The sequence below is a fragment of the Candidatus Aquicultor sp. genome, from assembly GCF_054640775.1.
Genome location: NZ_JBTSLF010000005.1, coordinates 1 through 22979, shown reverse-complemented (window position 1 = coordinate 22979; position 22979 = coordinate 1). Strand labels below are relative to the sequence as shown.

The following is a 22979-nucleotide window of genomic DNA, read 5'->3' as shown; positions in this document are numbered from 1 at the left end:
AAGGTGCCGAATGGTTATGCCGCATCGACACCGACGCCTCACCCTCAATCAGCATACACCTACATCGTGCCCGAACCGAATTTTGAAAGTAAGTGATAGGGAATGTCGTTAATATCATCGATATCATTACCTGTATTCACAGAACATACCGCGAGGTCTCTTGCGACCCCGGCATCGTTCTTCAAGGGTAAACGATATTTCTACGATAATGCAGTGGGTGTTGTCGAAACAGACGGCGACCGCTACTGGGCGCGGGTTCAGGGAAGCCGTCCGTATCGCGTGACCATATACGAGAGAAACGGTGGGCTACATGCGGAATGCACATGCCCATATAACTTCGGTGGCATTTGCAAACACGCCGTCGCAACGATGCTCAAAGTGATCAAAGAAGGCCCGAAATGGGTGAAAGAAAACGGTTTCTCACCGGCAGATATGGTCAAGAGAATGAGCAAACCGGAGCTTGAGAGTTTCGTCGTCGATCTTATAGACCAAAAGGACGGTATTCTCGATCTGCTTCGTGTCCACTATCTCGGGGGAAATGATACCGTCTCAAGCGTTGCCGATTACTTAAAGCAGGTCGAAGAGGTCTTCAGAGACGAGCACCTAAGCATTTACAACACAAAGAACGTTTATGAGGACCTTCAACCCATCGAAAGTCTAGCCGAAAAACTAAAAGCCCAGGGCAATTACCGCGAAGCGGCAAAACTATTCGAGGCGCTCTTTGAAGGTGTCGCAAAAAACCTGTACCGGATCGAAGACTCATACGGTCTTTTCGGTGAGATCGCCGGCCATGCACTCGATAGTCTGGTCGAGTGTTTATTGGCAGCCGGCTCCAATGGTGCCGAAAAGCACCGTTACGTGCAAAAATTCTTAAAGAGCTATACGCGAATTCGTTACGAGTTCTTCAATGAAAACTACCGTTCGGCAATACTGGCACTGGCCGGTAAGAGCACGCTGCCCGAAGTGCTGACCGCGCTAAGCAGGTTTATTGAGGAGCACGCTTGCAGTGAAGAGTGCGAATGGCCTTCGGTGCTACGTTACGAGCAAGCCGTGTTGTTTAAGCTGGACGTGCTCGAGAAGCTGGATCTCAACGATGAGTTTATCAGCACCGCGCACGTCAACTGCGGCATCAGCGCTGTCTGTCTTAGGCTTGCAGAAAAACTTAAGCAAAACGGAGATGCCAGTGCCGCCATAGAACTAGCCGAGCGCCATGTTGAGGTGTCAAGCAAGCGTGATGCTGAAAGCCTTAACAGATTTCTTGCTGTGAGCTACGTAGAAAAAGGCGAAACCACCAAAGCGATCGAAACGTATCGGGATTTGTTCCTGGCGACCGGCGTCTTCGAATATTACGAGCGCTCGCGAACACTTGCTAGAGAGAACGGCACCTGGCACCAGGTTTTCAACACGATCATAGCGGGCGCAAGTTCCGTACGGGGCGCAGACACTCTCCTGAGTGAGATATATCTTAGAGAAGGCATGCACGACGAAGCGATAAAAGTCGCCCGCATTAGCGCCGACTTAACGGTGCTCGAAATGGTAGCCGAAGGCATCAAAGAAACCCACCCCGTCGAATCGTATGAACTCTATAAGTGGCTCGTCGATATCTATCTCGACCAGCACATCGGAAGAGCCGCATATCAGCAAGCAGTAGGTTTTCTGACCAGAATGAAACAAATCGGCTTTGACGATGATTTCAACGCATATACAGACGATTTGAGTAAGCGCTTTTGGAGAAGGAGAGCATTACTCGACGAGATGAGCCATCTCAGTGCGTAACTGCGTCCTCATGCCTTGCCCGTAGAGTATTAAATCAACAAAACGTCGCTAATTGGATGAATTTTCTATAGAATATATAGTAAGATGTCGGAGTAGGTAATAGAGTAAGACAAAGCCGGATTTTGGCTTCAAGGTGAATATATGAGACGAGATAGATTTATTGGCATCTTGGTACTGGCTGCACTTTTGATCCTCATAGTTCCAACCATCGCGTATGCAAACAGTGCATATTTAGGTTCCTCGGGAGTCCCGATACAACCTCAGGACAGCCCAGACATAGACCTTGAAAAACAAGTAATGCAGGTATGGCTAAGAAACGGCTTTGCTGAAGTAGAGAACGTCTACCAATTCCACAACACCGGCCAAGAGCAAGAATTCGTAATAGGAGAGCCGGAGGATATCAACTCCAAAAGCGCTCTGAAATATGGCATTTTTAACTTCAAGGCCTACGTTGACGGCAATGAAATCGATGTGCGCAGCGTAAAAACAACCGACCAGAAAATCGGTAATATGTACGGTAACATAAATTGGCATATACACAACATATTGCTGACAAAGGACCAGAGAAGGGTCGTCGTACATAGATACTGGATACGGATGATGCCGTGGAGTAACAAAATCGTTATCCCACTCGATCCCGGAGCGACATGGAAAGGCTCGATCGGTGAAGCCACGTATGTCGTTCGCTTGATGGGAGACCTCAACGAACGAGCACTTCTCTACCCGCAAGGGTTCGGCGAGTTTACCGGAAAATTCGCGGTTCTTCCCATCGGATTCTCATCCAGCAAAGATCAGCTGACCTGGGGCTTCAATAATTATGTTCCGCGCGGGAACATGGAGATAGGGATGTTCCCGGACAAAGACAGCCACTTTATTCAGACTATTAAAGTATCGGGTATCCATGATGATAACGGGAACCAATGGGGTCCTAAGAACTTGGTTGATGGAGACCCCACAACCGCATGGGGTATCGGTGGACCCGGGAAAGACGCGTGGGCGATATGTTTCTTCGAGAAAAAGAAATGGGTTCGTGAGTTTAGAATAATACCCGGTTACGGCACCCTTGGAAGCATGTATAAGACATATAACCGTCCGCGTAATATAACGCTGCGCTTTTCCGATGGCACAAACCAGCATTTCGAGCTTAAAGACGAACTTCAAATGCAGTACCTGCCGCTAAAACCGGTTGAAACAAAGTATGTCAAGCTTGATGTAGATAGCGTCTACAAAGGCATCTACCCTGACACCACCTATATCAGCGAAATCGAAATCGGTGAGCTTAGCTCGAACTCGAAATTCGATCCGTCGAACTGGAAAATCGGCCTCAACCAGGTCGATGTAATGAACCTAAGATCCAAATATTCAACGACGGACCTCATCACTGTGGCCGCTACCGCTACCGTGTTCCTCTTTATCGGGTGGCAAGTGGTTGTGGGTATTAGGATGCGCATGAAGAAAACTAAGCAATCCCCGCAAAAGTAGCAGGCAGGCGGCCTGAGAACTAACGAAATCACACTGCAATTCTACTTATATAGTGTTAAAGAAGTATGAAGAGATGGCCGATAACACCCCTACAAGCATCAATATTATTTTGAGGGGTATTTTAAGTGCGTTCCACTGAATTCGATGATTGCAAACAACGTTCGTCTTTAAAGGGAAGATTATATATTCTCCTTGCAGTTATGCTGCTGCCGTTTATCGCTTTTTCAATTTATAAAGCAATCGATATCAACAACCGTCTGGAAGCGGAGATACAGGCAAAAAACCTGAGTCTTGTAAAAAGCGTGGCGCATGACATCGATGAGTATATTAACTCGACCGGTGAAGTCCTGATTCCTATCGCGAACTTAAAAGATGTACGCACGCAAAACTTCCCGGCGGTCAAAACCTACCTGGATCAAATTGTTCCGAAATACCCGTTCTATCATCTCATCGCTTTTGTTGATGTTAAAGGCAACCTCAAGGTCGCTGCCATGTCCGAGAAGATGGCAAAAAGCGAGGACGCTAAGAAAGTAAATGTAAGCGATACCGGATGCTATCGCCGGGGCATAGTCGCAAACGGCATAGCGGTCGGCGATTTTATGTATAGCAAACTCACAGGAATGCCGGTGACGCATGTGACCTATCCGGTTTTTGATATGTCGGGCAAAAGAATCGGTTTTGTGGCGGCGGCCTTTGATCTCACAAAGATCCAGAACAAACTCATGAAGACTAACACTTCCCAGCACACGGTTATCAGCGTTGTCGATAACGCGGGCACATATATCGCCAGGAACGAAGATCCCAAGAAATGGGTGGGCAAGAATATCGCCGATGCCGATCACTATAAGCTCATGTTGGGAAAGAGCGAGGGCACGTATAAAGCGATATCTACAGACAGAACAAACAGGGTGTATGCGTTCACCATGGCATCGAAGGTTCCATGGTTCGTTAGAGCGGGTATCGATGAAAAGTATATCCTCGATCAGGTGCGGGTCGAGTTAATCAACCATTTTGCCGTCTTCATCCCACTCTTGCTAATCGCCATAATCGGCTGGATGTGGACAGAACGCGATGTTAACAAGCTGCACCAAAAAACGGAGTACTTAAGTATTATAGATCCGCTAACAAGGCTCTATAACTGCAGGAAACTTAATAACGACTTAAGCCTTGAACTAAGTCGGGCAAAGCGCTGTAAGCGGCAGCTGTCTTTTGCAATGATCGATATAGACCATTTTAAGCAATACAACGATAATAATGGCCACCAGTTGGGTGACGAGGCGCTTGCAGCGGTTGCCGACATTATTCGAAATGCGGTGCGAGATATCGATTCCGTTTACCGCTACGGTGGCGAGGAGATGTGCGTTGTTCTCCCGGAAACGGATAAAGCAGGCGCGGCTGCCGTTGCCGAGCGCATTAGAGCCGATGTTGAGCAAGCGCAGTTTGCGGGGCAAGAAAATCAGCCACTCGGTAAGCTCACTATTTCGATCGGCGTAGCGACATACCCAAATGATTCGATCTCTAAGGAAGGCATCATTAAAAGCGCTGACATCGCTCTTTATAAAGCCAAAGACCAAGGCAGAAATAAGGTCGAGATGTACCGAGACCATGAATGCGGCTGCTCCCTGAACGCATCGAATATGTAGCTCGATAAGATAGAACGGCTTGATATGCAAACAGCATCTAGGTGCTGTTTTTTTATGCATTGTTATTTTCTAATTTTTGACCGCGGCGGGCGGGGCTGTTAGACTATTGTTGCCGGGTCACCGTGTGAAGCCGGAAGAACTTATGTAAGAGTGATTATAAATTGAACTGCAAGAATCATCCTAATCGAGAAACAAACGTTTCCTGTAGTAACTGTGGCGAAGGCCTTTGCCCGGAGTGTATGGTGTATACTCCGGTCGGGATTAAATGCCGCGAGTGCGCCACACCCAGCAGGGGGATGTTGCGACAAGGGAAACCGTCCCAATATATCGGAGCGGCATCGGCCGGGCTGGTGGCATCTGTTGTCGGCGGCTTCGTCTTAAGCATGGGGTTTCGCGGCTCCCTTTTTGTCAGCCTTATCTTCGGCCTGCTGGTCGGAGAGGCCGTTCGCAGGGGTGCGAGGGGAAATCGCGGCCCTGCCTTCATGGCGATCGCTGCAGTCACGACATTGATCGGACTTCTGGCCACCGGATACGGATTCAACCCAATGGGTCTCGTGTTCGTCCTCATCATAGCGGGTATTGCCGCTTACCGCTTAAGCGAATAGTCTAGCCGCTCCGCGCTCCATATTAGATTTCAACCATCATGGGAATAGTTTAATTCAAACGATTAATTATGGGTGGTGGTTGTGTGAGCGATTTTAATAATACCGTCGATAAAGTCATGTCGCAGTTGGGCGGGTTAAACGTCGAGATGATTTTTGGTGAGTCGCGACAAATCGGGGATAAGGTCGTGATTCCGGTCGGAAAAATCGGTTATGGTTGGGGCGGCGGCGGCGGTAAAGGCCCGGTGAAAGAGAATGAGCCTGAAGCCAGACCCGAAGGTGAGGGTGCCGGTATCGGTATGGGGGTTAAGGTAAAGCCTCTCGGTTTCATAACGGTTACGGCGGATCGCGTTAAGTATGAGCCTATCATCGACATGGGCCCCGTCATACTGATCTTCGGCACCGTGTTTGGTCTATCACTCCTAAAGTTCTCCAAGATGATGATGGGGAAGAAAATGATGGGGCGCTGCGGATGGGGGAAATTCGGACACCACGGTATGTTCGGTAAACATGGCAAGTTCGGTAAACATGGCATGCACGTGCCCCATTTCATGAAGAAAGATTAACGTGCACGATAAAGGGTTATTGTATCGATACTGGAGGGGGGCTCGTTATGTCTCTTAAGTCGAGGGATATCGCGATAATCATCGCGAACGAGTTTGATGAGCAGGAGTTTAAGCAACCGTATGAGCGCCTGCAGCAGGAAGATGCCCGTGTCGTTATAATCGGCATCGAAGCCGAGCAGAACCTCATCAGCCATCACCGGCAGGAAGAGGCCATGACGGATATGAGTTTTGATGATGTGATAGCCGATGATTTCGATGCCGTCGTTATTCCAGGCGGGTGCTCTCCGGATAAGCTTCGCCTCAGTGATAAGGCGGTTGAATTTGTGCGGGATATCTACGATCAAGGAAAGCTCGTGGCCGCAATATGCCACGGGCCGTCGCTCTTGATCTCCGCGGGCATCGTTCGTGGAAAAACGATGACTTCGTGGCCATCGATTACCATAGATCTCAAAAACGCCGGGGCGATAATAGTCGACGCCGAGGTGGCAATCGATGGCAACATCGTCACTTCTCGAAACGTATCCGACCTGCCCGCGTTTATTCAGGCGATCATCAGTATCCTCGAAGGCAAGGGCAAGATGGCGGCTGCGGGTTAGTTTATGCTGCGCGCCTACGCATATAATCCAACATCCGAGCCGTGATTATGGGCGTTACGAATGGTCGAATAAATCCCAATATCCCCGCTCTTCGCGATTGCACCTGCGGTGTTTCTTGCCGCCTTCCTATCGCACGGAATCCATTGATGACGCCGGGCACCAGCAGGGAACTCAGCAGAAAGCCTGCGACCAATGCTCCCGCTGCGCTTTCAAGGGGATAATTGTGTACTATCCGCCTCCAATCGCTTGCACTTTGGATGCGTTCTTCCAGCTCTTCCGTCGCTTCCGCTATCCTCATTCGCGTTTCTTCTATTTCTCTTCTAGTTTGTTCGGGTGTCTCAGCCATTCAGCATCCTCCTTCAACGTTTCAACTGTGTTTGGGGCGACACTCAGTGTTTCGAAATTCCGTATCGCCGAATATACAAGTATTCCTCCTACCAGTAGAAAAACAAGACCAACTAGCGCTGCAGAGATCCATGGTGTTATAAGCGCCGATAGAAGGACAATAAGACTAAAGCCCAAAAATCCTAACGCGAGGATTGCGAACACCGCGCCTGCGGCAAGTTTAGCCGACGCAATACCGGTCTCCCGGAATGTGATCGAAAGTTCTTCGCGTAGCAACTGGAATTCTCTCTGTATGAGTTCGCTGCTATCTTGCACTATTTCTCGCATCAGGCCCGGTATGGATCGCTCCTCGGTCGGTCTTTGCTCTTCTGGTGGAATTGGTACGGCTCGTGCCATATCTACAAGCGCCTCCTTACTACGAATCCCAGGACCAGGCCGATTCCCAGTGCAACCAACACGGCCTGGGTCGGGTTTCTCCGGATATTTTCCCGTACGCCATTAAGCTGTCTATTGACATCGATCCCCTGGACATAGTCCGAGCTGTTTCTGAAAGCGTTGCTAAATAAATGGAAGACGTTCTCTTCCCACTTGCCGGTCGCTTGTGCGACGCTTTCTCCTGTCTGGTCGATGCGCTCGGCAACGTCTTCCAACCGGTCCGATATGCCTCGTTTTCCGGCCTCCATGCTTTCCTCAACGTTTTCCATCCCTTTTTCGAGTGGCCCTTCTGGTTGATTTCCTTCGGTTCCGCCTGTTATTCTCATGTCTCCTCCTTTTTCGCCAGACTTAGGTTTTTATTCCCGGCTTTTTAGATGACAAACTAGCACAGCTCACTCTGTGAGCTGTGCTAGAGAATAGAAAATAGTTACCAGGGCTCTTGGAGGATTTATCAGCCAATTGGTGTGTGATGGAATACTATGCATAATACGGGGTAGAATAATCATGGCTGTCGCATTTACTGCAAATCTCAGCGATGGAGGGGATATCACGGCGCTGATCGCAGGATGATATGGGGTCATTTGGATGTTTGGATGATTATGGATGATTGGCAGATTCGGGGTGAAAAGCGCGTTCGCTCTATGAAAGAAGCGATGTTTTTTGAAAAAAGGGCAGAGAGTAAGGTCAAGTGTCGTCTGTGCCCCCAGCTGTGTTTGATCGAGCCGGGTGAGAGCGGCTATTGCTTTATTCGGAAGAATAGAGAGGGGACCCTCTATGCGATGGAGTATGGGCGGGTCAGCTCTTCGTATCTCGATCCAATCGAAAAAAAGCCGCTCTATAATTTCCATCCGGGTTCGACCATATTTTCGATAGGCGGCATCGGGTGTAATCTGCGTTGTCCCTGGTGCCAAAATTGGAACATAGCCCAGCCAAGCGATAGCTTCCCGGGTATTGAAGTCGAGGACATCACAAAGGAATTCACGGCAGACCTCCAACCACAGCAGGTGGTCGAGCTGGCGAGAAAATATATCCCGAACAAGTGCATCGGTGTCGCCTACACTTACAACGAGCCGTTTACCTGGTATGAGTACGTTAAGGATACCGCGGTTTTGATTAAGGAAGCGGGTATGTACAACGTGCTTGTTACCAATGGTTATGTCATGGAGGAGCCGCTCCGGGAGCTGTTACCCCTAATCGATGCGATGAATATCGATGTGAAGGGATTTAGCGAATCATTTTACCATAAGCTCGGCGGGCACCTCAGGCCGGTGCTAAAAACCGCCGAGCTATCGAAAGAGTATTGTCATATCGAGATAACCAACCTGGTCATTCCCGGGCTCAACGACTCGAAAGAAGATTTTGAGAAGCTCGTTGATTGGGTTGCCGGCACGCTGGGCAAGGATACACCCCTTCATTTTTCAAGGTATTATCCCTCGTATAAGCTGGCGACCGAGCCGACGCCGTTGGATACGCTACGCCTCGCAGAGCATATCGCACGAGAAAAGCTCGATTTCGTATACCTCGGTAACGTTTAGACGAGTGCTGTTTTGGTGATCGTAAGCCCTCCTAGCACTATCTTTGCTTCTTAAGTTCTAAAGCTTCATCGACATGAATCCGATGTTAATGATTAACGTAAACGGGTTGGCGACCTCGTTAAAGCTTATTATTTCCGTACGGAGCCGGATCACAGCGTACAATTATTGTCCAAACGGTACGTAACGTTATAGAATAGTCGTATTTGGAACCGACAGTAGTACGCGCAGATTCTGAAGTAGTAATTATCAGCAATAGGAGATGAAGATGTCCGAACGCCGCACGGTTCTTACAACCTGTACCCGTGATTGCCCAGATGCATGTGGCATTAACGTTTACGTTACCAACGACCGGTTAGTCGGATTGACCGGTGCAAAAGACCACGAGATCACCAAGCATTTCTTATGTAGAAAAGCCCTCAATTATATCCAGCGAGTCTACAGCAAGGACCGGATTTTAGAGCCCCTTCTTAAAGTTGATGGAACCTGGCAGGAGGTCTCCTGGGAGACGGCGCTTTCGGCTATCACGGGAAGGCTTGTTCAAACTATCGACCGGCATGGAAGCCTTTCTGTGCTTCATTACCAGAGTTCAGGCTCACTGGGAGCCCTAAAAATGCTCAACAAACGGTTCTTTAACCTGTTAGGGGGCGTGACGGAAGCGTCCGGCAGCCTTTGTGGCGGCGCCGGTATCGCCGGACAAACGATGGATTTCGGATATCGTACGTGCCACGATCCTCTTGATCTCTTGAACTCCAGATTGATAATCGTATGGGGGAGAAACCCATCCGAAACCAATATGCACTTGACGCATATCCTCAAAGAAGCCAGGTCCGGAGGGGCACGGGTTATTCTCGTCGACCCCGTCGGCACTGATACCGCGAAATATTGCGATATGCACATAAGCCCTAAGCCCGGCATGGATGGGTACCTGGCGCTTGGCATGGCAAAGATAATCCTTGAGTCGGACCTGGCGGAAAAGAGTTTTATCGATAACTACACCGCGAATATTGCCGAATATCGAAGCCTTTTAGAGAGCTTTGACATAGAAACGCTAAGCGAAAAATGCGGTGTTTCAGTAGAAGACATTGCCACTCTCGCCAGGCTCTATGGTGGGAGAAAACCGGCGGCGATCGTTTGCGGTTGGGGACTTCAGCGATACGAGTGGGGTGCGGAGACCTTCCGTCTCATCGATGCGCTCGGAGCGATAACCGGCAACATCGGGATATCCGGCGGTGGAATCAACCACGGGCATGACGAAGCCTACTACTTCGACGAATCCGTTAAGGGCAAAGAATTCGCGCGGCAGACGAGAAAGATACCAAAACCATTACTGGGTAAAGCGATTGCAGGGTTGGATGACCCCCCGATAAAGATGGCCTTTATTAATGGCGGTAATCCTTTAAATCAGTCGCCGGATATCGCATCTGTTGCCGAGGCCTTCAAGAATATTGACTTTGTGGTTGTATTGGAACAGTTTATGACGGACACCGCCGAGGGCGCAGACCTGGTGCTTCCCGTGACCACGTTTTTAGAAGAGCACGATGTCATAGGCAGCTATTGGCACAATCTCGTGGGATTGGTCAATCCGGCTATCGAGCCTGTCGGTAATGCGAGAAGCGATTTTGAGATATATCAGGACCTCGCTAATTTCTTAGGCTTTGGCGAGGAGATGGCCGGCACACCGGAGAGTTGGATTCGAAAAATAATTAAACCGCTGAGGAAATCGGGGATTACATATGAGTCCTTGTTGGAATCCCACAAGCGTATCCCGGAGGCCCCGATGGTGGCGTATGGGGACCGCTTGTTCCAAACCGAATCCGGTAAGTTCAACTTTATAACCGCTTTTTCAACATCCGAGATACAGTCGACTGGTTATCCGCTCGCCCTGTTGTCTACACATAGCAGGAGATGGATCCATTCCCAGCTGATACCGGATGAGAACAAATCATTGCCGATTGCAAAGGTCAACCCTGCGACAGCCGGCAAGTACGGAATTGAAGATGCAGAGACCGCTCGCGTGGCATCCGCACACGGTGAGCTAACTGCCGTCATTAAGCATGATGAAAGCGTAAGGGAGAGTATCGTTCATATCGAACAAGGACGATGGGCGAGATTTGGGCAATCGCTCAACCAGTTGACGCCAGCCTTGATGAGCAATGAAGGGCAAAACGCCTGCTATTATCAAACGGCCGTTAAACTTGAGAAGATTTAACGGTATTGATTTAAAGCATGTGCGGTTTTGCCGATAATATTATATTAGTAATGGCATTTCGTGTGTAATAGTGCAAGCGTAAGGCCATTAATAGCCAGGGGATAAGAATTGAATAGACCAAGTAAGCGGTTGCAAGAAAAACACATAGAACACCATATATATGACGACAAGCGGAAATTTTATTTAGGTGTGGCTGTCGCCGCGCTTGCTGCTGCTTTGTTATTGGTTGTAGATTTTGAGATTATTAGTTTAAGCCGGGCGCAGGCAGAAAAGCTTTTTGTGCCGCACGTTCTGCTCTTGGTTTTCTCGTGGCTTGGGTTTTTTGCGGTGATTGCGCTCTGGCTGGCCGATCTTAAGATGCGCTCTGCTACCAGGCGTATCGAACATCAGCTTAAAGCGATCAGTGAAGCCGAGGATTACACCGGCGTAATCGACGGCCCCTTCGGTAAAACCCGTAGTGGAGTTGTTGCTGAGATCAACAACCTGGTAGCGACGATTAAGCAGAAGAACCAACAGCTGGGTGCGATGGCCAGTATCATCGAGCAGCGCGAGCAGGAGAACCAGGTGCTGTGGCTCGAAATCGAGCATAACTTGTGCCTCGCAAAGGAAGACGCCGAGCGGGATGGGCTTACCAACCTCTATAACCGTAGGTGGGTCGAGGAGCGCTTTGTGTTTGAAATCGAAAAGGCTGGTAAAAACAATTACCCGATATCGGTGCTCATGTGTGACCTTGACCATTTCAAACAGGTTAACGATGTATTCGGCCACCAGACGGGCGACGATGTGTTGAGAATATTCGCAGATACCCTCAGGGCTTCGATAAGGGCAAACGATATAGCGGCCCGGTATGGCGGGGAGGAGTTTATTATCGTTCTTCCTGAAACGCCGGTGGAAGCAGCGATGAAGGTTGCTCAACGTATAAACTCAGAGTTTACCAAGGCTGTTGAGAGGGAACTTCCCGATACCAAGGACCTAAGCTGCACGGTGAGCATCGGTTTGTCGGATTATCCGGCCTGCGCACAAGGAAAAGACGATTTGGTCTTTACGGCGGATACAGCGCTTCTGAAGGCGAAAGAAAGCGGCCGCAACTGCGTACTTTACTACGGGGGCATCTACAAGATAAAGAGCATACAGGGCAAGACCGCGTAACGCCGTCGAGCCTGATATCCATTGCTTATGTTAGCAATCCCGCGCTTTGCTGTTGTGCAAACGTCTCATCCAGGAACTTGTTTATATCTTTAAAGACACGCCTGCTTGTGAGCATGCTCAGGTGTCCGTGGTGGTACCTTTGTATGCGCGGCTTGCCCCAGGAAGCCCATAACCTCTCTACCGAGTCCTTAGGTATGACCGCATCATGCGTCGCCTCGATTAAAAGCGTGCGCCTGGAGGAAACGATCGGTTTATGCTTCTCGATATCCCAGGGCTCCATAAGCCTGAGAAAATCTTCATTTGATAGCCCCGTTCTGGTGATTCTCTCATCAACAACGCGACCGAGCCTGCTATAGCCGGTTATCTGAAGCGGGGTTGTCGCGGGGGCCATCAAAATCAAGTAATTGATCTTTCGTGTCACCGAGGCGACGAGCCCGGCGACGAGCCCGCCGAGGCCGATTCCCAAAAGACCTATCTTCTTTTCACCGCTAGCGGTCAGCCAGTTTATCAACGCCATGACGTCCTTTACGGCCTGCTGGAGAGCTTCAAAGATCGTGCGCAGATCGGTACTCAAGAATTGGCTTCCACTAACGTATCCCTTTACCGCTCTTTCGATATGGTAGGGAAGCGTCATGATGACGCAATCGTGACCGTTTTTTGCCAGATTCAACGCATGTTTTTCTTGATACCAGTGTTTGCTCTCGTGCATTCCGTGCAGAAGGATTACGGTTGATTTTGGTGTGCCGCTGCTCTGCTTGAAGAACTTGCCGTATACCGTGTTGTTTTTTACGTGCTGTGTTTCAACCCGGCTGGGAAAGGCATAATCAAATATGTCGATCGTACCTTTTCTCTTACTTTGTTTTAAAAAAGGCTTAGGCGTTCTGATAAGCCTTTTTGGCGGCAAGGGTGGGGTTTTTGCTATGTAGAGATTTTGGTTTTTGTAGGCGCTGGACCCATTGAACTTCGGCGATAAGAGCGCCAGCGCCACCTTATCTATCGTTTGGGCGAATAGCTTGTTCATGGTATATCAACTTTCTGTTCCGTGGTTGTTTATTGCTCTCGATTACCATCAATATTACAATTCAATGAGGCCTTCCGTATAGTAATAGTTGATCATAAGTGATCATTGCTTGCTAGAGACGGATAGTTGGCGTTCGATACATATATGTATCAAATAATGCGGTCGATTTCAACGTTTATTCAGGTCGCTTTAAGAAATGTTGGCCTGGAATTCGCAGGTAGGCGCGGTTTATTAAAATATTTTGCAATATAAAAAAGGATTCGACCAACGGATAGAGTAATTGATAGATAGTTCAACGGTTATAGCTACGGGGGTTGCTATGAATTTGCCTAAATGGCTTGAGTTAACGTTGTTTATTATCGCGCTGCTGGTTGTTATTGTTAGAATCAGGTACGGGCTTAAGACGTTTAGCGCTCGAAAAAGCATCTTTGGCGGGGATAAACGCAACTTTAAGATCGGTATCATCGCAAACATCGGCTATGCTCTGGTTACGCTGCTGCTCGGCGTCTATTTCTTAATGCAGTACTTAGGGAATAAATCCTCGACGATTGTCTTTGAAGCGACGTTGCTTTTTCTTTTGTTCGTTCTTATAGTCGAGGCCACGTTTAAGAAAAGTAATTAAGAAGGATCCGAAAAGATCGTAAGAACATCATAAATCTGCGCAACAATGTCTCTTTAATGTCTTATAGAATCTGCTACAATACGGGGGGAGCCCGTATAGGGTATCAACTATCTGATGTAGTATGCCTACTGCTATGCCTACTGCTTTCTTGAAGTAAAACCCCGGTAAAAGTATGATAAACGCTTGACAAATCGTATTTTACAGGATACCCTTGGGGGTATAGAAATTAAAAAAATCGGGGGTTTTTGATATGCCGAAGCAAGGAGCAAAAAAAGCAGAAATCGATAAAGGCAGGTGCGATCGTTCACCGGGGTGTCCGGCGAGCAGGATGTGCCCGACCAGAGCGATTGTAAACGAGTCGCAGACCGAGCAAGTATTCTCATTTTTCGGCCCACGTCCGACATACGCGGTGAATGAGGATTTATGCGCGGGATGCGGGGTTTGTACGAAATACTGCCCGATGGGTGCAATTAACATGCGGTAGGAGGTAATGATAATGGTTGCAAATGAGAAAGCTGAAGAGCTTGATGCGCTTCATGCGGAAAAAATAAGAGCGTTTACCGAAAAGATACAGGCGATGGATAAAGACGAGCTTGGAAAAGAGCTGGAGTCGTTAAAGGAAGATCTCGAGGATGTCGAGATTGAGAGAAGATTGATCATCGGTCAGACCGGTGTGCATATCAATGCCGTTACCATTGAAGCCTATCGTGAGTCGTTCGATCGCGAGGCATCTATCATAAAAGATAAGATGGATTTAGTTAAACAGGCACTGGAAGCCTAAGGAGGAGTGAATGTGGATACAATGACAACGCCTGTAAGGATAGATATATTCAACGAAGCAAGCTCGTGCGGTTCTGGGTGAGGTTCCTATGGTTTATCTCAGGCGGAGATAAATTGGATGGTTATTGAACCGCTTAAATCTGGATATGGCGATGCCGTAGTTGTAAACTACTTTGATATAAGCAGCGACGAAATTCACCCCGATATTAAGAGACTTGTCGAATCGCAGCGATTACCGTACCCGTTAACGTTTTTAAACGGTGAGGCCATAAGCGCGGGCTATATTTCTTACTACGATATAGTCCAAAGGATCGATAAGCTATTTAAGGAAGAACGGCAAGCGTAAGAATAACAGAGAAGTAGAGAATTAACAAAAGCCCGCTATCAAATAGCGGGCTTTTGTATTTTCAGAAGTAAAGGGTAATTAATCGAGCCACTGGTCCCTACGTTTACCATTCAAGTTTGTTAAAGACGAGGCCCGAGAGTAGTTTGGGATAGAAGTAAGTCGATTTCTGGGGCATTATCTCCCCCTGGTTGGCGATATCCCGTACGCTGCTTATCTTTGTCGGGTTGAGAAGAAACGCCATCTGATAGCCGCCTTCGGCGACAAGGTGAACCGCCTCCTGCTCGTTGGTTGTAAACTTAATGCTGTTTTCGATGTTTGTCCCGCCAAAGCCGAGGATGCGATTGATGATTACCTGGTGCAGAATCGTCACATCTAAAAGTTTCCATGCCTTTGATTGCTGATCGCCGAGCAGCTCGATTATTTTATTCTCGTCTTTTACTTTGAGCAGGTAGTAAGATCCGTTGCCGAGATACATGCCGAGGGTATGCAGGCCAGAGTTTTTCTCGAGGCCCGACATAATCTGGCCGACGGAGTCTACTTGTTTTACCTCAAAGACCTGCTTGAGGTTTTCACGAAGCTTATCGTGGTTGATCTTAGGCATGTTTTTTAGCGCTCTGTGTGTCGGCAGAACGACCAGGCCGTCGCTATCCATGTTGACGAACATCATCATGGTGTAGTCGAAGGGCGCCTCGCCCGATTTATCGCCGGTGAAAAGGCGCATTTCGTTTCTGTAGTTAATGGCTGTTTCGTATCGATGATGGCCATCCGCGATGAAGAGCGGCTTGTCATTCATAAGCTGGGTGATTGTTGCTATATCATCAGGATCGCTTAACGTCCAAAGCCTATGATTCGCGCCGTTAATCTCGATATCTATGCGCGGAGCTTCTTCTGTGTGCTTATAGAGAATGTAATCGACCTTCTGCCCGGGATCGGAGAAAAGGCTGAATATCTGGCTGAAGTTCGTTTTGCAGGCTTTTAGCAGCCTCAGACGGTCGGCTTTGGGGCCTTTTAGCGTCTTTTCGTGGGCCTTTATTTTGCCGGACGAGAAGTCTTCGATTTTAGTGAGTGCGATAAAGCCGATTCTTCTTTTGCGGCTTCCCTTAAAATCATATTCCTGCTCGTAAATATAGACCGCCGGTTCTACGTCTTTGACCAGGATGGCCTTTTCGAGCCACTCATTAAAAATACCGGCGGCCTGCGCGTACTTGCTGTTGGATGACCCCTGCGGTAGGATCAGGCGCACGACGTTGTATTTGCTTTGGTGAAGTAGTTCTCTGTGTTCTTCCTCGTTTATCACATCATAGGGTGGAGCAACGACGGTTGCCAGGTCGCCGACGATACCCTTGTTGTAGAACACACCCTTGAAAGGTTTTATTTCTGCCAATCTACACCTTCTTCAACTGATTATTCGTGAGAGCTTAATTCAGACAACACGAAGCTGTACAACCCAAAGGCTGTACAACCTATAATAAAATCTTGGTTATCTTACATATACTAAGAAACCTGCGTGTTTTATGCAAGCGTCAGCGACAAACAGTTGTATTATTTTACAAATTAGCGCCTTTGTCCCTGACTCTAGCTTGCTTTCTTCGTTTGTTTGGAGTTTGGTTTGTTGGGTGATTGTTTTGTTTGTTTGAGGGTGGTAGGTTGTGGTTTGGCGGCTTTTTGTTGCTTGCCTGAGCCTGCCTTGGCCGTTCCGGGTTTTGTCACACCCAGGGAGAGATCGAGGCGATCTACGTACCCTTCGCCGAACCTGCCCCCGAGTATACTTCCTCCCAGGGCGAACGCGGTAGAGATGAAGAGGAATAGAGAGAACGAGGAGATCGCCTTAGAGACGGGGTCCATAAGGTCTATACCGAGGTTTTTGCCCACAATACCTACGAACATGACCAAGAAAAACCCCGTGATAGCGGTTGTGATGACGATCATCGATCCGTTAAGTACGCCGGCAAAAGCAGCCATGCGCCCGGAAACATATCCTCCGGCAAAAAACGCAGTAAAGACCGCCAGGAAGATCATCAGGTTCAAGGATATCGTTCCGAAGGAGCTGATTTGGGCGGGGACCGAGGTGATATCGGCATTAGCCGCCACTAATGCGATGGTACCTACGGCCGCCATGATGAACAGAAGGAATAGGCACGTGATCCAGCCAACGAATATGGCCCCTACTTTGACTTGAGTTACCGGCATTGCGACCTCCAATTAGTTTAACTACCTGTTGCCAAACGATTCCTAGCTGTGGCTGCAGACGATATGGGCATTTGTAGACTAATGTTCCCCCGTGGATACTAACTAAAACTGAAATTTGATAAATTTTTGCATGGGTCGGCTCGGAACCGATAGAGCTTCCGCAGCAATTAGTCCCACTGCGAACGTTCTGCAAAAAATATTTTAATGCGGTAAATAGGAAAAATTTAGCAATTCTGCAGAACGGTGCGCCGAATTTGCAGTGGTAGAGCCCGTATTACGAATTGATACTCGTACAAGAGGCGCCGAATACCCCGATTTTAAGGGAACGCTTGCTGTTGCAATTGTATATTAATATTGTTCATTCTATACAATATTGGTAAAACAGGCAGCAGCCGTTAAGTTGTGGTAGCGTGATGCTAAAGGGGGTGGTAAGAACTTTCCATTTGCAAGCGATGGATTGTGCATGTTGTAATGTAGGCCTTTTGTTTGTTGTGACAAAATAAGCGGGGGATGAGGATGCGAAACGACCAATGGCTCAGGGAAAAACTCGACATAATATGGTCGGAATACTTTCTTGATGTTCCAAAAACGGATAAAGTAATCATTCATTTTAGCAAGAAATGCAGAAACAGGTTAGGATCCATTCGCTTAGTAAATAATACATTGAGTGAGATAAAGATCAACGGGTTCTTAAAGGACTCCGGTATTCCGGAATTTGTTTGTGAGGCTGTGGTGGCGCATGAGCTTACGCACTATGTGCATGGTTTTGGCTCAAGCCGTCCCCAGCTGTATAAATATCCGCATCGCGGCGGTATTGTGGCCAGGGAGATGATTCGACGCGGCCTTGGCGAGAAGCATTATGCCGCTAAAGACTGGATCAACACGAACTGGATGGGGTTTTACGAATCAAAAGTCCACAAATAACTCTTGTGGAAGGCCGACTTTGGGAATAATAGATTCGTAAGTCGATTTCAGTTTGGGGGATGCGTGAAAAAGAGTAGAAATGTTACGGTTGAGAATCTCAGCGGGAAGGCCGTCTATGAGCACGAGGTTGAGATTGTCGAGCGGAAGGGTGTCGGCCACCCGGATTCTATTTGCGATGCCGTTATGGAGGATATCTCCATCGCTTTGAGCAGGGAGTACTTAAGCCGGTTTGGGCGGGTGCTTCATCATAATATCGACAAGGGATTGCTGATAGCGGGTGAGGTCGAGCACAAGTTCGGCGGCGGGATGGTCACCGAGCCGATGCGGTTGATAATCGGCGATAGGGCGACCTTTGAGTTTGAAGGAGAGCGCGTGGCGGTCGACAAGATCGCCGTCGATACGGCTAAGAGGTGGATACGCGATAACCTGAAGCTTGTCGACCCCGAGCGCGATTTTGAGTTTGATGTCGAGATTAGACCCGGCTCGCCCGAATTGACCGATATCTTCAGACGCGAGCAGCAGCTTGGCATTCTTGCCGCCAACGATACTTCGGCCGCGGTCGGCTACGCCCCTTTAAGCCCGACCGAGAGAATCGTGCTCGGCCTGGAGCATTATTTGAATTCGTCCGGATTTAAAGAGCTTTTCCCGGCATCCGGCACGGATGTAAAGGTCATGGGGTACCGCACGGGAAGAGACCTTAGCTTGACTATCGCAATGCCGCTGGTAGATCGGTATATTGATAGCGTCGAAGAGTATTTTGAGAAAAAGGCGGATATCCTCCAGAGTACGACGGAGTATGTGCATGGCAGGAAAGCGGGGGACTTCGAACACGTTTATGTATTCTTTAATACGCTCGATGACCCCGTCAGGGGGATGGAGGGCATTTATACCAGTGTAACCGGAACATCGGCTGAGGACGCCGATTCGGGCGAAGTAGGGCGGGGCAACCGCGTAAACGGGGTGATCGCCCTCAACCGTCCGATGGGAACTGAGGCTGCCGCCGGGAAGAACCCCGTGAGCCACGTCGGTAAGATATATACCGTGTTAAGCCACCGCATTGCAAACGAGGTGTATAACGCGGTGGAAGGCGTTAAAGAGGTCTATATCTGGCTCTGCAGTCAGATAGGGCAGCCCATCGACGAGCCGAAAGTAGCTTCGGCCCAGCTCATCCTTGAGCCGGGAATAAATATAGAAAAGGTCAACTCCCTAGTTAAAGAGGTAATTGACCTTGAGCTTTCCAATATCAACTCATTTACCACCGATCTAGCTGAGGGAAAATATCGGGTGTGGTAGCTAGGCTACCGACTTACCATGCTTTTTCGCCATCGCCTCGTGCTCTTTCATCGGTGCTTCGCCCATCTCTTTGTGTCGTCGCGGTATGAAACGGCTAACAAGATATGCCGCCGCGGCCAAAAGTGCGAGTTGTCGTATCCTGCTCATATTTCTTACTCCTTTACGGTGATTTTCAAGTTCCCACTATCAACTTATACCCAACCGCTGCAGAATAATAAAAGGAGCCTTAAGTTCGGCTCTTTTTTAAATAACTAATTTAGCAAGTATAGTAATTATTCCCTTGACAGTAATACATAATTATATAAAGATATTATTAACTAATTATGTAAACGCTTTATCACCCTAGGAGATGGGATAAGCATGAAATCTACAAGAGGAAGGATCGAGTTGCTAAAGGCAATAGCACATCCTTTACGGATTGAGATACTGGAGCAGCTCGAAGAGGGCGTAAAATGCGTAAGTGATTTTGAGGAATCAATTGAGGCAAGCCAGCCCAATATATCTCAGCACTTAGCACTTTTAAGGCGATATGGTCTCATTGATTACTACAACGATGGAAGATTGCGTTGCTACTTCCTCGTTGACCCGGTAGTACCAGATATTTTGAAAATCCTAAAAAAGCAATATAAGGGCAGCTTACCAGCCCCGGCCTGCTGTCCTGTTACCAAAAAAGGAACTTATCCAGGAACGAGGAGGCGTTAATGAAGATTGGAATTATTATTAGCTCAAATGATCCCGAGACCGTCTGGAACGCATTCAGGTATGGCGAGCACGTTGTTAAGTCGGGGGACGAAGTAAAGGTTTTTTTAACCGGTCCAGGTGTTGAAGCAGAGCGAATTGGCACCGAACAATTTCCGATTACAGAAATGATGAGAAACTTAGAAGCTTTAGGTGGGCAAATTCTTTGTTGCGGTACTTGTGCAAAGAAACTAAGAGGTCTTGAGCCTCAAGCTTGCCCTATCGGTGGGCTAAAAGATATGCATGAGATCGTTAAAGAAAGCGACAGGGTCGTAACGTTTTAGCTTGTGTGAGAGCAACAATAAACTAAGAAGGACGGTGCGCTATGAAGCGTTTTTGGTTGTTGGCTATTCTATTAGCAGTCGGGATAGTCACCCTGTATCAGCAGATCACTTTAGCTGAAGAGCCAAAAGGGAACACGGGTGCTACATTTGCGCAGTCAAACGTGGACCAAGTTCAAGATAGCAACAGCACTACAAAACTTCCAACTATCCAAGTGGATAAGACGTCGTTAAATAACGGCGGCGTCATTACCGTTAAGGGAATTGCGCCCGCAGGTAAACCGGTATACCTCGAGGTATATACCGACAAGAAGGTGCGCGCTTCACGTTTTGATGCCGATGTCGATAAAGAAACCGGCAAGCGACCGTATATACTCTACATGACCTACGACATGCCGGCCTTTTATAAGATATTTGTACCGAAGGATTTCAAACAGGATCTGGAAAAATCTAAAAAAGACGGCGAAAAGTGGTCTTACTCCGAGGTCCTAAAGGGTATCGGCGCTGATGCTGCATACTCAGTTCCGGCAAAGATCAACATCGAGCGGTACCAGGCTACGCTTATGGGGAGCATTATAGGATCAAGAGGAGAACTTCTGCAGGGAATGGATGCTAAAGAAAATAAGAAGCGCTCTATGCAGCTTGTTAAGGCACGCTTTAAAAACCCCGATAAAGTCTTAGCGCCCACTGTTGAGGTCAACCCGGATGGATCGTACACGGCTGAGGTAACGATTGGTAACGGCTCGGCCCCCGGAAAATACACGATCGTGGCGGCGGTGGATAAGGATGCCAAGAGCAAACCTGTTACGATAGAAAATAAGATCGGCTTTCCAAGTGTTTATTTGAGCAATGCAGGCACAAGCATTAATGTGTTCGGCCCCTTCTTGCTAACGCTCGCCATAGTAATATTTGGGGTACTCATGGGTGCCGGTGGCGGTTTTATAATGAACCCTCTTTTCGTCTCGATATGGCCTTTGCCCCATGCAATTGTAGCAGGCACGGTCATGCCTACGGTGCTTTTCTCGCAGGGAACGGGTATCTACGGCTATTCAAAGATTAAGTTTATTAACTGGAAACTGGGTATCAGTATAGGTCTTGCCATGGTGGCAGGCGGGTTTATAGGCCCCAAGTTAACCGAGCTGATTACGCTAACGCAGTTCAAGTTCGTTTTCGGATGGATACTTCTTGTCTTGGCCGGCCTTATGCTCTGGCAGACGACCCCTGGCTATTTGGCCAAGAATAAGAAGGAGCAAGCGCTTATGAAAGAGTTTAAGAAAAAAGCTGAAGAAGCAGCGTCAGCAAAGGCCTAGAGGAGGGATCGTTGTGGTAATCGAATTCTGGGGACAGGAATTTAAAATAAATATCGTTGTAGGTGCGATCGGTGGCTTTTTTATTGCAATTATCTCTTCTATGTTTGGATTTGGCGGCGGTCCGTTTATGGTTCCCCTAATGACGGTTGCATTAGGGCTTCCCATATACGTTGTTGTTGGGAGTTCACTCTTAGCTATCTTTTTCAACACGCTAATGGGGGCTACACGCCACTACCAGTTCGGCAACTTTGATCTTACGTTCTTTCTTATCATGTTTCCGGCAGCCATATTGGGTGGACTTATCGCACCACAGATAGCAAAGCGTATAAGCCCCCTATGGGTAAAAAGGATCGCGGTAGTCGGTCTGGTTTTACTGGCTCTGAACTTGCTTGGTGTTTACTAGGCAAGATAAATATAAGCATGTTTGAGGTTTAAAGGGGCGCTAGTTTTTGCGCCCCTACTTCTGTACCGTATCATTTAGCGTTTGTAAGGCTAGGAAGAAAAACAGGTAAGGTGTGAGGAGGATTAATGAAGTTTGGAATTATTATTAACTCAAATGACCCGGAAACCGTTTGGAATGCCTTCAGGTTTGGCCTAAAACCTCTTACCAAGGGAGATGAGGTAAAGGTTTTTCTAACCGGAGGAGGGGTTGAGGCAGAACAGTTAGATACCGAGCAGTTCGCGGTCGTGCAGATGATGAAAGATTTTCAAGATATGGGTGGCGAAGTTCTTTGTTGTGGTAGCTGTGCAGAAAAAATAAGAGGCATAAGTCCACAGAATTGCCCCATCGGCGGGTTAAATGAGATGTATGAGATCGTAGCAGAGAGCGATAAGGTTTTGACCTTCTAATATTTATCGCTTATAGACTTACTATATGTCCCTTAAGGAAGCCTTTTTATTAAGAAGGGGGTAGTAAAATGGATGCTCAGTCAAAGGTGGTCAAAAAAGTCTCTATCATGTGCTTTCACGATGAGCTGTGCCAGGTCTTTAATGCGATGATGACGGCATTAAGCCTTCAAAGGGCTGGCTCACAGGTTACGCTCTTTTTCGGCTCGCGGGGCATAAATGCGGTCCATAAGCAGAAGATAAACGAGCTTACCTGCCTGCCCGACCAGCCAAAAGAAGAGCAGGATGTG

Annotated in this window: 28 protein-coding genes; 21 read left to right on the top strand and 7 right to left on the bottom strand. The window is 48.1% G+C overall.

The window, feature by feature from the left end; genetic code table 11:
• Positions 1–102 precede the first annotated feature (102 nt).
• From ACYC56_RS01015 to ACYC56_RS00990, 6 genes are all read left to right on the top strand, one after another.
• Complete coding sequence (locus tag ACYC56_RS01015) at positions 103–1776, top strand: SWIM zinc finger family protein (protein WP_461372314.1); 1674 nt, start codon at positions 103–105, stop codon at positions 1774–1776.
• 141 nt (positions 1777–1917) lie between these two features.
• Positions 1918–3258: an NADase-type glycan-binding domain-containing protein gene (locus tag ACYC56_RS01010; RefSeq protein WP_461372313.1), complete on the top strand. Its 1341-nt coding sequence runs from the start codon at positions 1918–1920 to the stop codon at positions 3256–3258.
• Between the two features lie 125 nt (positions 3259–3383).
• Positions 3384–4901, top strand: a complete 1518-nt coding sequence (locus ACYC56_RS01005; protein ID WP_461372312.1) for a sensor domain-containing diguanylate cyclase — start codon at positions 3384–3386, stop codon at positions 4899–4901.
• A 296-nt stretch (positions 4902–5197) separates the two neighbouring features.
• Complete coding sequence (locus ACYC56_RS01000; RefSeq protein ID WP_461372311.1) at positions 5198–5506, top strand: hypothetical protein; 309 nt, start codon at positions 5198–5200, stop codon at positions 5504–5506.
• Between the two features lie 83 nt (positions 5507–5589).
• Positions 5590–6069, top strand: a complete 480-nt coding sequence (locus tag ACYC56_RS00995) for a GerW family sporulation protein (RefSeq protein ID WP_461372310.1) — start codon at positions 5590–5592, stop codon at positions 6067–6069.
• Positions 6070–6116: 47 nt separating this feature from the next.
• Entirely contained in the window at positions 6117–6665 is a 549-nt protein-coding gene (locus tag ACYC56_RS00990) for a type 1 glutamine amidotransferase domain-containing protein (RefSeq protein ID WP_461372309.1), read from the top strand.
• A 1-nt stretch (position 6666) separates the two neighbouring features.
• Here ACYC56_RS00990 and ACYC56_RS00985 read toward each other — a convergent pair whose 3' ends face one another.
• The 3 genes from ACYC56_RS00985 to ACYC56_RS00975 are packed head-to-tail and all read right to left on the bottom strand — an operon-like array spanning position 6667 to position 7771.
• Positions 6667–7011 (bottom strand): hypothetical protein, encoded by a 345-nt coding sequence (locus ACYC56_RS00985; protein WP_461372308.1) that lies wholly within the window; start codon positions 7009–7011, stop codon positions 6667–6669.
• Positions 6975–7406, bottom strand: a complete 432-nt coding sequence (locus ACYC56_RS00980; RefSeq protein ID WP_461372307.1) for a phage holin family protein — start codon at positions 7404–7406, stop codon at positions 6975–6977. The genes ACYC56_RS00985 and ACYC56_RS00980 overlap by 37 nt, the downstream gene beginning before the upstream one ends.
• Positions 7407–7408: 2 nt before the next feature.
• The gene (locus ACYC56_RS00975; RefSeq protein ID WP_461372306.1) at positions 7409–7771 is read right to left on the bottom strand and encodes an ElaB/YgaM/YqjD family protein; all 363 of its coding nucleotides are present in this window, start codon (positions 7769–7771) and stop codon (positions 7409–7411) included.
• A gap of 267 nt (positions 7772–8038) precedes the next feature.
• Here ACYC56_RS00975 and amrS point away from each other — a divergent pair, with 267 nt between their 5' ends.
• The 3 genes from amrS (at position 8039) to ACYC56_RS00960 (ending at position 12338) form a co-directional block, all read left to right on the top strand.
• On the top strand, positions 8039–8980 hold the full coding sequence (gene amrS, locus ACYC56_RS00970) for an AmmeMemoRadiSam system radical SAM enzyme (protein WP_461372305.1): 942 nt from the start codon (positions 8039–8041) through the stop codon (positions 8978–8980).
• 265 nt (positions 8981–9245) lie between these two features.
• Entirely contained in the window at positions 9246–11189 is a 1944-nt protein-coding gene (locus ACYC56_RS00965; protein ID WP_461372304.1) for a molybdopterin-dependent oxidoreductase, read from the top strand.
• A 108-nt stretch (positions 11190–11297) separates the two neighbouring features.
• The gene (locus tag ACYC56_RS00960) at positions 11298–12338 is read left to right on the top strand and encodes a GGDEF domain-containing protein (RefSeq protein ID WP_461372303.1); all 1041 of its coding nucleotides are present in this window, start codon (positions 11298–11300) and stop codon (positions 12336–12338) included.
• Positions 12339–12363: 25 nt separating this feature from the next.
• Here ACYC56_RS00960 and ACYC56_RS00955 read toward each other — a convergent pair whose 3' ends face one another.
• Positions 12364–13359 (bottom strand): alpha/beta hydrolase family protein, encoded by a 996-nt coding sequence (locus ACYC56_RS00955; RefSeq protein WP_461372302.1) that lies wholly within the window; start codon positions 13357–13359, stop codon positions 12364–12366.
• A gap of 319 nt (positions 13360–13678) precedes the next feature.
• Here ACYC56_RS00955 and ACYC56_RS00950 point away from each other — a divergent pair, with 319 nt between their 5' ends.
• The 4 genes from ACYC56_RS00950 (at position 13679) to ACYC56_RS00935 (ending at position 15107) form a co-directional block, all read left to right on the top strand.
• Complete coding sequence (locus ACYC56_RS00950) at positions 13679–13981, top strand: hypothetical protein (protein WP_461372301.1); 303 nt, start codon at positions 13679–13681, stop codon at positions 13979–13981.
• Between the two features lie 250 nt (positions 13982–14231).
• Positions 14232–14465: a 4Fe-4S binding protein gene (locus ACYC56_RS00945; RefSeq protein WP_461372300.1), complete on the top strand. Its 234-nt coding sequence runs from the start codon at positions 14232–14234 to the stop codon at positions 14463–14465.
• Positions 14466–14477: 12 nt separating this feature from the next.
• The gene (locus ACYC56_RS00940) at positions 14478–14762 is read left to right on the top strand and encodes a hypothetical protein (protein ID WP_461372299.1); all 285 of its coding nucleotides are present in this window, start codon (positions 14478–14480) and stop codon (positions 14760–14762) included.
• Between the two features lie 117 nt (positions 14763–14879).
• Entirely contained in the window at positions 14880–15107 is a 228-nt protein-coding gene (locus ACYC56_RS00935; protein ID WP_461372298.1) for a hypothetical protein, read from the top strand.
• A 103-nt stretch (positions 15108–15210) separates the two neighbouring features.
• On the opposite strand, the gene ACYC56_RS00930 is transcribed toward ACYC56_RS00935, so the two are convergent.
• Positions 15211–16491, bottom strand: a complete 1281-nt coding sequence (locus ACYC56_RS00930; protein ID WP_461372297.1) for a DUF1015 domain-containing protein — start codon at positions 16489–16491, stop codon at positions 15211–15213.
• Between the two features lie 191 nt (positions 16492–16682).
• Complete coding sequence (locus tag ACYC56_RS00925) at positions 16683–17297, bottom strand: hypothetical protein (protein ID WP_461372296.1); 615 nt, start codon at positions 17295–17297, stop codon at positions 16683–16685.
• Between the two features lie 516 nt (positions 17298–17813).
• Here ACYC56_RS00925 and ACYC56_RS00920 point away from each other — a divergent pair.
• Entirely contained in the window at positions 17814–18221 is a 408-nt protein-coding gene (locus tag ACYC56_RS00920; RefSeq protein ID WP_461372295.1) for a hypothetical protein, read from the top strand.
• A gap of 63 nt (positions 18222–18284) precedes the next feature.
• Positions 18285–19514: a methionine adenosyltransferase gene (locus ACYC56_RS00915; RefSeq protein ID WP_461372294.1), complete on the top strand. Its 1230-nt coding sequence runs from the start codon at positions 18285–18287 to the stop codon at positions 19512–19514.
• Here ACYC56_RS00915 and ACYC56_RS00910 read toward each other — a convergent pair whose 3' ends face one another.
• Positions 19515–19661, bottom strand: a complete 147-nt coding sequence (locus ACYC56_RS00910) for a hypothetical protein (RefSeq protein WP_461372293.1) — start codon at positions 19659–19661, stop codon at positions 19515–19517.
• A 213-nt stretch (positions 19662–19874) separates the two neighbouring features.
• On the opposite strand from ACYC56_RS00910, the gene ACYC56_RS00905 reads away from it, so the two are divergent.
• The 6 genes from ACYC56_RS00905 to ACYC56_RS00880 all read left to right on the top strand — a co-directional run.
• A complete protein-coding gene (locus ACYC56_RS00905; RefSeq protein WP_461372292.1) occupies positions 19875–20216 on the top strand; it encodes an ArsR/SmtB family transcription factor in 342 nt (113 codons plus the stop codon).
• Positions 20216–20536, top strand: a complete 321-nt coding sequence (locus ACYC56_RS00900; RefSeq protein ID WP_461372291.1) for a DsrE family protein — start codon at positions 20216–20218, stop codon at positions 20534–20536. The genes ACYC56_RS00905 and ACYC56_RS00900 overlap by 1 nt, the downstream gene beginning before the upstream one ends.
• A 41-nt stretch (positions 20537–20577) precedes the next feature.
• The gene (locus tag ACYC56_RS00895) at positions 20578–21843 is read left to right on the top strand and encodes a sulfite exporter TauE/SafE family protein (protein WP_461372290.1); all 1266 of its coding nucleotides are present in this window, start codon (positions 20578–20580) and stop codon (positions 21841–21843) included.
• 13 nt (positions 21844–21856) lie between these two features.
• Positions 21857–22246, top strand: coding sequence for a sulfite exporter TauE/SafE family protein (locus ACYC56_RS00890; RefSeq protein WP_461372289.1), 390 nt, complete (start codon positions 21857–21859; stop codon positions 22244–22246).
• Between the two features lie 125 nt (positions 22247–22371).
• Positions 22372–22692: a DsrE family protein gene (locus ACYC56_RS00885; protein ID WP_461372288.1), complete on the top strand. Its 321-nt coding sequence runs from the start codon at positions 22372–22374 to the stop codon at positions 22690–22692.
• A 68-nt stretch (positions 22693–22760) separates the two neighbouring features.
• The coding region (locus ACYC56_RS00880; protein ID WP_461372287.1) for a hypothetical protein at positions 22761–22979 on the top strand (219 nt) is incomplete at its 3' end.